We start from the raw sequence: 11,810 nt of genomic DNA, 5'->3' as shown, positions 1-11,810 counted from the left end.
CACGGTTGACACCGGACGCGTGTGCGTCGCAGGATCGGTCCACAGTAGTCGATCGTGTGTTCGAACAGTAGTCGCTGGCTTCCCCACAGCGAACGTGGTGGGAGCTGGTGTTGGCGTTCAACAATCCGCGCGTGCCGTGGTCCGAAGTGGAGCGGATCGCCTCCGGGCGGCCGCCCGTTCCCGGGGACGGCAACGACGCCCCGGCGTGGTCGCGCAAGCGCGAAGGGTATGCCGGTGCGCCGCTCGATCTGCGGAACCGGCGCGGGCGGGACGACGGCGGCGACCGGATCCGGGCGCCCTACGCCGAGCTGCACGTCCACTCCAACTTCAGTTTCCTCGACGGCGCTTCGCACCCCGAGACCCTCGTCGAGGAGGCCGCCCGGCTCGAGCTCGATGCGCTCGTCCTCACCGACCACGACGGCATGTACGGTGCCGTGCGGTTCAACGACGCCGCCCGGGAGCTGGGGGTGCGGGTCGGGTTCGGGGCGGAACTGTCCCTCGGGCTGCCCGCGCCGCAGGCCGGGGCGCCCGATCCGGCCGGGTCGCACCTGCTCGTGATCGCCCGGCAGCAGACCGGCTACCACCGGCTGTGCCGCGTCATCTCCCGCGCCCAGCTCGCCGGCGGGGAGAAGGGGCGCCCGGTCTACGACTTCGACGAGCTGGCCGAGGAGCTCGCCGGACACGTCGTCGTGCTCACCGGCTGCCGCAAGGGCGCCGTCCGCCGGGCACTGGCCGAACGCGGCCCGGCCGCCGCGCGCGCCGAACTGGCGCGGCTCGTGGACCGGTTCGGGCGGTCGCACGTCGCCGTCGAGCTGATCGACCACCGGCTGCCGCGGGACGACGCCGCCAACGACCTCCTCGCCGCGCTGGCCAAGGACCTCCGGCTGCCGACGGTCGTGTCCGGCAACGTGCACTACGCCCGTCCCGAAGACGCCGTCGTGGCGGACGCGGTGGCCGCGGTCCGGGCGCGGCGGTCGGCCGAGGACCTCGAAGGGTGGCGGCCGCCGTCGGGGCAGGCGTTCCTGCGGTCCGGGATGGAGCAGCGGCGCCGCTTCGAGCGCCGGTACCCGGGCGCGGTCGGCCGGGCCGCCGTCCTGGGCGTCGAAGTGGCGTTCGACCTCAACCTCGTCGCGCCGGACCTGCCGCCGTTCCCCGTCCCGGCCGGGCACGACGAGATGTCGTTCCTGATCGAGCTGACCCGGCAGGGCGCGGCGAAGCGCTACGGGCCGCGGGACGAGCACCCGAAGGCCTACGCCCAGCTCGACCACGAACTCGCCGTCATCGAAAAGCTCGGTTTCCCCGGCTACTTCCTGGTCGTCTGGGACATCGTCCGGTTCTGCCGGGAAGCCGGCATCCTGTGCCAGGGCCGCGGATCCGCGGCGAACTCCGCGGTCTGCTACGCGCTGGAGATCTGCCACGCCGATCCGGTCAAGTGGAACCTGCTGTTCGAGCGGTTCCTCGCGCCGGAGCGGGACGGGCCGCCGGACATCGACGTCGACATCGAGTCCGGCCGCCGCGAGGAAGCCATCCAGTACGTCTACGAAAAGCACGGCCGGTTCCACGCCGCGCAGGTCGCCAACGTCATCACCTACCGCGCGCCCTCAGCGATCCGCGACGCCGCGAAGGCACTCGGCCACAGCCCCGGGCAGCAGGACGCCTACGGCAAGCTCGTCGATCGCTGGGGCGGGGTCGCCGCCACGAAGCAGCAGGCGACGGGGGCGATCCCGGACGACGTCCTCGACCTCGCGGCGCGGATCGAGGACTTCCCGCGCCACCTCGGCATCCACTCCGGCGGCATGGTGCTTTCGAAGCAGCCGGTGTCCGAAGTGGTCCCGGTCGAGTGGGCGACCATGAAGGACCGCAGCGTCCTGCAGTGGGACAAGGACGACTGCGCCGCCGTCGGGCTGGTCAAGTTCGACCTGCTCGGCCTCGGCATGCTTTCGGCGCTGCACCACATGATCGACCTCGTCGCCGAACACCATGGATCCACTGTGGACATCGGCAAGCTCGACCTCGCCGACCCGGCGGTGTACGACATGCTCTGCGCGGCGGACGCGGTCGGCGTGTTCCAGGTGGAATCTCGCGCCCAGCTGGCCACCCTGCCGCGGTTGCGGCCGCGGAAGTTCTACGACCTCGTCGTCGAAGTAGCGCTCATCCGGCCCGGCCCGATCCAGGGCGGCTCGGTGCACCCCTACATCCGCCGTCGCCGCGGTGACGAAGAATGGGAACACGCGCACCCGCTGCTGGCCGCGTCCCTGGACCGCACCCTCGGGGTGCCGCTGTTCCAGGAGCAGGTGATGCAGATGGCGGTCGACGTCGCCTCGTTCACCGCCGCCGAGGCCGACCAGCTGCGGCGGGCGATGGGCGCGAAGCGGTCGAGCGCGAAGATGCGAGCCTTGATGGCGCGGTTCTTCGCCGGCTGCGCCGCGAACGGCCTCGACCGGGAACTGGCGACCCGGATCTTCGAGCAGATCCACGCCTTCTCCGGGTACGGCTTCCCCGAAGCGCACTCGATGTCCTTCGCGCTGCTGGTGTACGCGTCCGCGTGGTTCAAGCGCTACTACCCGGCCGCGTTCTGCGCCGGGCTGCTGCGCGCCCAGCCGATGGGCTTCTACAGCCCGCAGTCCCTGGTCGCCGACGCCCGCCGCCACGGCGTGCACATCCGCGAGCCCGACATCAACGCGAGCCTCGCCGGCGCCACCCTCGAGGAGGACGCCGGGAGCACCGGCGGCGTCGCGCTCCGGCTCGGCCTCGCCGCGGTCCGCCACCTCGGCGACGACGTGGCCGATCTCATCGTCGCCGAACGGGACGCGCACGGTCCGTACACGGACATCGGCGACCTGACGAGCCGCGTGCCGTTGAAGAAGAACGTCGCCGAGGCACTGGCCACGGCCGGGGCGTTCAGTAGCTTCGGCGGCGACCGGCGGCAGGACCTCTGGGCCGCCGGCGCGGCCGCGGCGACCCGGCCCGGGCACCTGCCCGGCCTCGCCCCGGGCCTCGACGCGCCCGCGTTGCCGGGGATGACGCGCCTGGAGGTGACGGCGGCGGACCTGTGGGCCACCGGCGTCTCCCCGGACGGCCACCCGGTGGAGTACCTGCGCGAACTCCTCGACCGGCGCGGCGCGATCACCGTCGCGGAGCTCATGCGGACGGAGGACGGAACGCGGGTGTGGGTCGGCGGCGCGGTCACCCACCGCCAGCGCCCCGCGACGGCCGGCGGGATCACCTTCCTCAACCTCGAAGACGAGACCGGCATGGCCAACGTCCTCGTCTCACCCGGCCTCTGGCAGCGGCAGCGGCTCGTCGCCCGCACGAGCGCCGCCTTGCTCGTGCGCGGGCAGGTGCAGGCCGCCGAAGGCGTCGTCACGCTCGTCGCCGACCGCATCGAAAACCTCGATCTTTCGGTGCGAACCGGCCCCTCGCGCGACTTCCGTTGACTTCGGGCGGCCTCGGTGGTTCTCTCGCTGGAAGCGCTCCCAGTCATCCGTTCGTGTCCGACGAGTGAGGATGGACCTTCATGACAGCTCGACGTCTGCGCTGGGCAGCGTGGCCGGTGATCGCCGTGCTCGCCGCGGCGGTGCCGGCAGCCGGTACCGCCGGGGCGGCGACCACGCCCACGGCGACCGTCACCGTCAACGCCCGAGCCGGGCTGGCCACCGTGCCGGACACCGGGATCGGCATCAACCACGCGGTCTGGGACAGCCAGCTGGGGACCGGTCAGGTGGCCGACCTGTACGGGGCGGCCGGTGTCCGCACGATGCGCTACCCCGGTGGTTCCTACGGCGACATCTACCACTGGAAGGACAACACCGCGCCGGGCGGGTACGTGGCGCCGAACACCGATTTCGACACCTTCATGGGCGGGGTGCGCCGGGCCGGTGCGCAGCCGATCATCATCGCCAACTACGGCACCGGCACGCCGGAGGAAGCCGCGGACTGGGTGCGGTACGCCAACGTGACCAAGGGTTACGGCGTCAAGTACTGGGAAATCGGCAACGAGCTCTACGGGAACGGGCACTACGGGGCGAACTGGGAAGCCGACAACCACGCGGACAAGAGCCCCACCGCCTACGCCAACGGGGTGGTCGCCTACGCCGACGCGATGAAGGCCGCCGACCCGGGCGTCAAGATCGGCGCCGTGCTGACGACCCCGGCGAACTGGCCGGACGGCATCGTCGGTTCCGGGGACACCGCCACCTGGAACCAGACCGTGCTGTCGATCGCGGGCCCGCACATCGACTTCGTCATCCTGCACTGGTACCCCAGCGGCTCGACGGCGGCGGAAGCCCTCACCAAGCCGGAGCAGATCACCGACATGATCTACCTGGCGCGCGAGCAGATCACGCGGTACGCGGGCGCGAACTCCGGCCGGATCGGCATCTCGATGACCGAAACGAACACCCCGGTCGGCATGGACACCCAGCCCGGCGCCCTGTTCGCCGCCGACACCTACAGCTCGCTGCTGGAGAACGGCGTGTTCACCGTCGACTGGTGGGACACGCACAACGGCGGGACGAAACTGTCCACTGTGGCCGGTTATCCGGACTACGGCGACTCCGGCCTGCTCTCCAGCGCGACCTGTCTCGAGGACGGCTCCTGCGAGCCCGCGCTCAACACGCCGTTCGCGCCCTACTACGGCTTGAAGATGCTGAGCACCTTCGCGCGCCCGGGTGACCAGTACGTCCGGGCCGCCGCGGACGACCCGCTCGTCGGCGCGCACGCCGTCCGGCGGCCGAACGGCGACCTCGCCGTGCTGCTGCTCAACAAGGACCCCGACCAGGCCAGGACGGTGACGCTGGACTACGCGGGCTACACGCCGGCCGCGGCCGTGCCGCAGGTGTTCACCTTCACCAACGGTTCCACGTCGATCTCGAGCGCGGCCGCCGGCACGAGCAGTTCCCAGACGCTGCCGCCGTATTCGCTCACCACGGTGATGCTGCACCCCGCGGCCGCCGCGGCCGGCGGCCCCGGGACGCCCGGGCAGCCGACCGGGACGGCGACCGACCGGACCGCGGCGATCAGCTGGCCCGCGGCCGCGCCCGGCGCCCACCCGATCGCGAAGTACGAGGTCTACCGGCAGGTCGGCACCACCAGTGAACAGTGGGGCGAGTCGACCGGGACGTCACTCGACGTCGGGAACCTCGTGCCGGGCAGCCGGTACACGGTCAACGTGCTGGCGCGCGACACGGCCGGCAACCTGTCCGCGGCCTCCCCGCCGTTGACGTTCACGACCGGTGCGCCGGCGGCGAGCAGCTGCACGGTCCGGATGACCGACGCCAACGACTGGGCGAGCGGCTTCGTCGGCGGAATCCACGTCACCGCCACCGGTGTGGTGGGGACTGGACCCTGACGTTCAGCTGGCCGACCGCGCGCCAGCGGCTCACGGGTGGCTGGAACGGCACCTGGGCCCAGAACGGCACGACGGTCACGGTCTCGTCGTCGGCCCCACCGGCGGCGGGCGTCGACGTCGGGTTCACGGCCGACTACAGCGGGCCGAACATCCTGCCGTCGGCGTTCACCCTCAACGGAGTTCTCTGCGCGGCGGGCTAGCGTCCGGACTCGACGCGATCGCGCACGGCCCGCAGTTCTTCCCCGACGACCACCATCTGCGCGTCGACCGCCGACGGGTCGGTGCCGTCGGGGAAGAACAGGCTGAAGATCAGCTCAGCGCCGGTCAGGTTCGGCACCACGCGGGTGAACAGGCCGAGGTTCGGGGCGTCGGCACTGACGACGTCGACGACGCCGTGATCGGCCGCGACCCGTACGGCCACCCGCTGTGGGCCGCCTTCGGTCTGGACGCGCCAGATGTCGTCGTGATCGTGGTCGACGGCGGTGGCGAATCTTGGTGCCCACTCGGGGATGTGCCGCGGATCGGCGAGGTATTCGAGGACCCGCGCGGGCGGGGCGGCGACGGAGATGGTGCGGGTTTCGGCGCGTCCTGGTGTAGTCAGTGTCATGTGGAAAACGATACGCACCTGCGTACGATTTGTCGACGCGTAAAATCCCGCCGGTGAACGAGGACGACGATCTCGGGGCCCTCTGCGCCGGGGCGGGCCGCAGCCTGGCCGAGGCCGAACGGCCGGTGCTGGAGCGGCACGGCCTCTCGATGTGGCAGTACGTCGTGCTGTCGGCACTGGCTGCGGGGGCGGCGCCGAGCCAGCTGGTGCTGGCCCAGCAGATCCGCTACGACAAGACCCGCTTGATCGCCCTGCTCGACGCGCTCGAAGCGGACGGCCTGGTCGCCCGCGACCCGGACCCGGCCGACCGCCGCGCCCGCGTGGTGAGGCTGACCCCGGCGGGCAACCGGCGGCACGCGGCGGTCCGGGCCGCGATCCACGAGGTGGAGGAGCACAAGCTGGCGGGGCTGCCGCCCGAGACCCGGCGGCTGCTGCGGTCGGCCTTGGCCCACTTGGCCAACTCGGACTGACCGCGGCGGCTGCCGCGCCGCCGCGGAAGAACCGGCCGTAGAACCCGCCCTGCCGCGACGCCGCGGTAGAACACACGCCGTAGACCCCCGGCAGCCTTCTGCCGCGGCAAAAGCAAAAGCTGTCCTCGCCGGACGGGCAGGCTCTGGGATGGCCGCCCTGCCCGCTGCCCTCTCGCTTTCTCGAGGTGGGCCGCTGGGTGGTCATCCCGTCGCCTGATTGAGGCCTATCACTTTGAGCCGGGGCCCGCAAGCCTGCGCTGGCATCTCGCCTTGCGCTCTGTGTTGCGGGCCCGGCTCAAAGTGATTTCACGGCCTCAGGCGACGGGATGACCACCCCGCTCCTTGATTGGGTCAGGCACCCGGCCGCGGCCATCAGACCCGGTGACCCCGCGCTACCGGCGGATCAGCTCATCCGCCACCCACTGCGCCACTCCCTCGGGGTACGGATTCCCCAACCCGAGCACGAAGTGCCCGAACCCCGCGTCCGCCGCCTCGGCGATCTTGCCGCGCGTTACCTCCGGGCGCTCGTAATCCACCGGTAGGAAGATCGATCGCGTGATCTCCGCCGGGTCGCGGCCGATCTCCGCGCAGTACTTGTCCAGCAAGCGGCTGCGGCCCGCCAGATCCGCGATGTCGCCGCCGCCCGGGATGTTCCACTGGTTCGCGTGCTCCGCGACCACTCGCAGTGTGGCGCTCGCCCGGCCGCCGATCATGATCGGCGGGTGCGGGCGCTGCACCGGCTTGGGATTCCCGAATGCTCCCGTCAACCGGACGTGCGACCCCGCGAAGTCGAACGGCTCCGGAGATGTCCACAAGCGACGGATGACCGTGCACGCCTCCGCCAGGGCCGCGACCGCGTCCGCCTGGTCGTGGTACGGCAGGCCGTGCGCGTCGTACTCCCGCCGCGCCAGCGGGTGGCTCGGTCGGGAGCCCACGCCGATGCCGAAGTCGAGGCGGCCGCCGGAGACGATGTCGACCGTCGTGGCGATCTTCGCCAGCATGGCCGGCGGGCGGAACCGGTTGCTGGTGACCAACAGGCCGATGCGCAGCCGTGACGTCTGGGCCGCCAGCGCCGAAAGCAGGGTCCAGCCCTCGAAGATCGGGCCGTCCGGGTCGCCGGCGATCGGCATCAGGTGGTCGAACAGCCACGCGTGCTCGATCTCCGGCACGGTGTCGGCTTCGCGCCAGACGCGCAGGATTTCGTCGTACCCCACCTGCATCGGTGCGGTCAGGATGCCGAACCTCATCGGCGCCGCCGCAGCGACGGGTCGAGCAGGGCCGGCGGGGTGTCGAACTTCTCGCCCGGGGCGAGGTCGGTGCCCGGGGCGACGATCGCGTCGATCTCGTCGAGGACGTCGGCGGGCAGCACGGTGCCGGCGGCTTCGAGCTGCGAATGCAGGTGGTCCAGCGTCCGCGGGCCGATGAGCGCGCTCGTCACGCCGGGGTGCGCGGTGACGAAGCCGAGCGCGAGCTGGATCAGGGTCAGCCCGGCCTGCTCGGCGAGCTTGGCCAGCTGTTCGACGGCGTCGAGCCGGGCCCGGTTGGCGGGGACGTCGAGGTCGAAGCGCTCCGGCACGACCGTGGCGCGGCTGGTGGTGATCTCCCGGCCCGCGCGGACCGCGCCCGACAGCCAGCCCGAAGCCAGCGGGCTCCAGGCCAGCACACCCATCCCGTACTCCTCGGTCACCGGCAGCACGTGGGCTTCGATGCCGCGCTGCAGGATCGAGTAGCTCGGCTGCTCGGTGACGTACCGGCCGAGGCGGTGCTCGCGGGCGGCCCACTGCGCCTGGACGATGCGGTACGCGGGGAACGTCGACGAGCCGAAGTAGCGGATCTTGCCCGCGCGCTGCAGGTCGGTCAGCGCGGAAAGCGCTTCCTCATCGCTCGTGGTCGGGTCCCAGCGGTGGATCTGGTAGAGGTCGACGTGGTCGACGTCGAGGCGGCGCAGGCTGTCCTCGAGCGCGCGGACCAGCCAGCGGCGCGAGTTGCCGCGGTGGTTGCGCTCTTCGCCCATCGGCATGGTCGCCTTCGTGGCCAGCACGAGGTCGTCGCGGCGGCCGGCGATCGCCTGGCCGACGATCGTCTCCGACTCGCCCTGGCCGTACATGTCGGCGGTGTCGACGAGGTTGATCCCGGCTTCGAGCGCGGCGTCGACGATGGCGGTGGCCTCGTCCTGGGGGACGCGCCCGATGGCGCCGAAGTTCATCGCGCCGAGCGCGAGGGTGCTGACTTGGACGCCGGTCCGGCCCAAGGTGCGGTACTGCATGGGGGGTGCCTCCGTGGCATGATGAGCAAACGGAACGTTGCTCCGCTAACCATACGGAACAATGTTCCGCTTAACAAGGAGGGGTCGGTGGGCGAGCGCAAACCCAAGCGGGCGGATGCCCGGCGCAACGAAGAGGCGTTGCTGGACGCGGCGGCCGCGGTCTTCGTCGCGTCCGGGGTGGACGCGCCGGTGCGGGACATCGCGGCGAAGGCCGGGGTCGGGATGGGCACCATCTACCGCCACTTCCCGACCCGTGCGGACCTCGTCATCGCCGTCTTCCGGCACCAGGTGGACGCCTGCACGGAGGCGGGCCCGGCGCTGCTGGCCGCCGGCGAATCGCCGTACGCCGCGCTGGCGCAGTGGATCGACCTGTTCGTGGACTTCCTGGTGACCAAGCACGGGCTGGCCGGGGCGCTCCAGTCCGACAACGCCGGCTTCGAGTCGCTGCACGCGTACTTCCTCGACCGGCTGGTGCCGGTGTGCGGCGAGCTGCTCGACGCCGCCGCGGCGGCCGGCGAGATCCGGGCCGAGGTGCCGCCCCTGGACCTCATGCGCGGGGTCGGCAACCTCTGCATCGGAGCGGGCGACCCCCGGTACGACGCGCGCCTGATGGTGAAAGTCCTCATTGCCGGGCTGCGGTGCGGCACGATGGGCGCATGACGGCGTGGCGGGAGTTCGAAGCGGCGGAGCCGGAGTTCGCGCGGCGGGTGCAGGCCCTGTTCGACGCGCACAAGCACAAGACGATCGCGACCCTGCGGGGCGACGGCTCGCCGCGGATCTCCGGGATCGAAACGACCTTCGAGGACGGTGACCTGGTCTTCGGGTCGATGCCGAACGCGCGCAAGGGCGCGGACCTGCGGCGGGATCCGCGGTTCGCGCTGCACAGCGCCACGGTCGACCCCGTCGAGGGCGCGGAGGCGCAGTGGCCGGGGGAGGCGAAGATCGCCGGGCGGGCGCGCACCGCGGACGGCGAGCGGTTCGTGGCCGACGTCGCCGAGGTCGTCCACACCCACCTGAACGAGGCAGCGACGCTGCTGGTCGTCGAGTGGTGGACGCCCGCGGGTGGCCTGCGCAAGGTCGAGCGCGAATAACTCGCCTCTGCCCCTGCCGCCGCCTTGCAGTGAATGACTCATTCCTGGCGTCAGACGCCAGGAATGAGTCATTCACTGCGGTCGAGGCTTCCGGCTCTCCAGTAGTTAAGTCAACTGCTTGACTTAATCGTGGATCGTCGCCATGCTCGAGGCGGGGGACATTCACCGACGAGAGGCTCGTGATGACGCCCAGCCACACCGATCCGCTGCCGCGCTTCCCGTTCGAGGCCGCCACCGCGCTGGCGCCGCCGGCCGAGTGGGCCGAGTTCCGGGAGAAGTGCCCGGTCGCGCGCGTGGCGCTGGCCAGCGGGGACGAAGCCGCCCTGATCACCCGCTACGACGACGTCAAGACCGTCCTGTCCGACCCGCGGTTCACCCGGCCGACGCCGTCGGACAACGCGGCCCGCGTCGCGGACACCGAATCGGGCGGGGTGTTCAACAGCGAGATGGCGACCGTGCTCCCGCAGCACGGCGAGGCGCACCTGAAGTGGCGGCGCCTGCTCGGCAAGTGGTTCACCGCCAAGCGGATGAACGCGCTGCGGCCCGGGATGGCGGCGATGGCCGAGCAGCTCATCGACGAAATGGTCGCGAAGGGGGCGCCCGGCGACCTCAAGGCCGGCCTCGCCTTCCCGCTGCCGGTCTGGGTCATCTGCGACATGCTCGGCGTGCCGGACACCGACCGCGACCGGTTCGCCCACTGGTCCGACGTCATGCTCAGCATGACCCGCTACACCCAGGCGGAGTTCGACGCGGCGCAGGCGGAGTTCGGCCGGTACATGGGCGCGCACATCGCGGCCAAGCGGGCCGAGCCCGGCGAAGACATCCTCAGCGCGCTGATCGCCGAGGGCGTCGACTGGTCCGACGCGATGCTGACCGCCACCGGCATCGGCCTGCTCATCGCCGGCCACGAGACCACCGCGAACATGATCGCGAAGATGACGGCGATGCTGCTGGCCGACCGCAGCCGGTGGGAGCAGCTGCTCGCCGATCCGTCGCTGGTGCGCACGGCGGTCGAGGAAGCCCTGCGGGCGGACGCCAACGCGGGCGTGGGCATGCAGCGCTACCTCACCGAGGAGTTCGAGGTCGGCGGCACGGTGCTGCCGGCCGGGACCACCGCGATGTGCAGCATGGCCGCGGCCAACCGCGACGAGGCCGCCTTCGAGAACGCCGCCGAACTGGACCTGACCCGCAGCCCGAACCCGCACCTGGCCTTCGGTGCCGGCGCGCACGCGTGCCTCGGGCAGCCGCTGGCCCGCACCGAGCTGCAGGTCGTGCTGGAAGTGCTGCTGCGCAAGCTGCCGTCGCTGGAGCTCGCGGTCCCGGCGGACGAGCTGCGGCGGGTCGAAGGGCTCGCGGTCGGCGGGCTGCGGGAACTGCCCGTCCGCTGGTGACGGACCGCGCTCAGGCGACGCGGGAGCGGATCCTCGTGGCGGCGGAACGCCTCTACGCCGAACACGGCGTGCTGGCCGTGTCCAACCGGCAGATCAGCGAGGCGGCCGGGCAGGGGAACAACACCGCCGTCGGCTACCACTTCGGCACCCGGACCGAGCTGGTGCGGGCCATCGTCCGCAAGCACGCCGGGTCGATCGAGCGGCTGCGGGAGCGGCGGCTGGGCCGTGGCCACGCGCAGCTGCGGGACTGGCTCGGGTGCCTGGTGCACCCCACGGCCGAGCACCTGGCCGGGCTGGGCACGCCCACCTGGTTCGCCCGGTTCGCCGCCCAGGTGATGACCGAGCCGTCGCTGCGCGCGGTCATCGTCGAGGAAACGCTGACGTCCCCGTCGCTGGCGCGGACCGTCGCGGGGCTCTCCCGGTGCCTGCCCGGGCTGCCCGCCGAGGTCCGCGCCGAACGCAACGACATCACCCGGCTCGTGGTGATGCACGCGATGGCCGAGCGGGAGCGCGCGCTCGCCGGAGGCGCGGGCACCCCGGGAGCCGGCTGGCGCGAAACCGCCGGCGCCCTCACCGACGTCCTGGCCGGGCTGTGGCTCGCGCCGGTCACGAAGTAAACCGACGAAAGGAACGGC

Annotated in this window: 11 protein-coding genes; 8 read left to right on the top strand and 3 right to left on the bottom strand. The window is 71.8% G+C overall.

Going from position 1 to position 11,810, the window contains the following annotated elements:
* Positions 1–110 precede the first annotated feature (110 nt).
* The 3 genes from ISP_RS38540 to ISP_RS38530 all read left to right on the top strand — a co-directional run bounded on the left by ISP_RS38540 (position 111) and on the right by ISP_RS38530 (position 5,550).
* On the top strand, positions 111–3,437 hold the full coding sequence (locus ISP_RS38540) for an error-prone DNA polymerase (RefSeq protein ID WP_034284781.1): 3,327 nt from the start codon (positions 111–113) through the stop codon (positions 3,435–3,437).
* Positions 3,438–3,517: 80 nt separating this feature from the next.
* Entirely contained in the window at positions 3,518–5,350 is a 1,833-nt protein-coding gene (locus ISP_RS38535; RefSeq protein WP_230468551.1) for a fibronectin type III domain-containing protein, read from the top strand.
* Positions 5,254–5,550 carry a cellulose binding domain-containing protein gene (locus ISP_RS38530; protein WP_080713088.1) on the top strand — a complete coding sequence of 99 codons (297 nt, stop codon included), beginning with the start codon at positions 5,254–5,256 and terminating at the stop codon, positions 5,548–5,550. The genes ISP_RS38535 and ISP_RS38530 overlap by 97 nt, the downstream gene beginning before the upstream one ends.
* Here the strand turns inward: ISP_RS38530 and ISP_RS38525 are convergent.
* A complete protein-coding gene (locus ISP_RS38525; protein ID WP_013229201.1) occupies positions 5,547–5,957 on the bottom strand; it encodes an SRPBCC family protein in 411 nt (136 codons plus the stop codon). The genes ISP_RS38530 and ISP_RS38525 overlap by 4 nt on opposite strands.
* A gap of 53 nt (positions 5,958–6,010) precedes the next feature.
* On the opposite strand from ISP_RS38525, the gene ISP_RS38520 reads away from it, so the two are divergent.
* Positions 6,011–6,427, top strand: coding sequence for a MarR family winged helix-turn-helix transcriptional regulator (locus ISP_RS38520; RefSeq protein ID WP_013229200.1), 417 nt, complete (start codon positions 6,011–6,013; stop codon positions 6,425–6,427).
* A gap of 392 nt (positions 6,428–6,819) precedes the next feature.
* Here the strand turns inward: ISP_RS38520 and ISP_RS38515 are convergent, their stop codons facing one another.
* On the bottom strand, positions 6,820–7,674 hold the full coding sequence (locus tag ISP_RS38515) for an LLM class flavin-dependent oxidoreductase (protein ID WP_013229199.1): 855 nt from the start codon (positions 7,672–7,674) through the stop codon (positions 6,820–6,822).
* Complete coding sequence (locus tag ISP_RS38510; RefSeq protein WP_013229198.1) at positions 7,671–8,693, bottom strand: aldo/keto reductase; 1,023 nt, start codon at positions 8,691–8,693, stop codon at positions 7,671–7,673. The genes ISP_RS38515 and ISP_RS38510 overlap by 4 nt, the downstream gene beginning before the upstream one ends.
* An 87-nt stretch (positions 8,694–8,780) precedes the next feature.
* On the opposite strand from ISP_RS38510, the gene ISP_RS38505 reads away from it, so the two are divergent.
* The 4 genes from ISP_RS38505 to ISP_RS38490 all read left to right on the top strand — a co-directional run bounded on the left by ISP_RS38505 (position 8,781) and on the right by ISP_RS38490 (position 11,792).
* Positions 8,781–9,353 (top strand): TetR/AcrR family transcriptional regulator, encoded by a 573-nt coding sequence (locus tag ISP_RS38505; protein WP_013229197.1) that lies wholly within the window; start codon positions 8,781–8,783, stop codon positions 9,351–9,353.
* Positions 9,350–9,784 (top strand): pyridoxamine 5'-phosphate oxidase family protein, encoded by a 435-nt coding sequence (locus ISP_RS38500; protein ID WP_013229196.1) that lies wholly within the window; start codon positions 9,350–9,352, stop codon positions 9,782–9,784. The genes ISP_RS38505 and ISP_RS38500 overlap by 4 nt, the downstream gene beginning before the upstream one ends.
* Before the next feature lie 182 nt (positions 9,785–9,966).
* Complete coding sequence (locus tag ISP_RS38495) at positions 9,967–11,175, top strand: cytochrome P450 (RefSeq protein ID WP_014467629.1); 1,209 nt, start codon at positions 9,967–9,969, stop codon at positions 11,173–11,175.
* Complete coding sequence (locus tag ISP_RS38490; protein ID WP_013229194.1) at positions 11,172–11,792, top strand: TetR/AcrR family transcriptional regulator; 621 nt, start codon at positions 11,172–11,174, stop codon at positions 11,790–11,792. The genes ISP_RS38495 and ISP_RS38490 overlap by 4 nt, the downstream gene beginning before the upstream one ends.
* Positions 11,793–11,810 lie beyond the last annotated feature (18 nt).

This window comes from Amycolatopsis mediterranei, assembly GCF_026017845.1.
Classification (GTDB): Bacteria; Actinomycetota; Actinomycetes; order Mycobacteriales; family Pseudonocardiaceae; genus Amycolatopsis; species Amycolatopsis mediterranei.
This window is presented reverse-complemented; position numbering and strand designations above follow the sequence as displayed.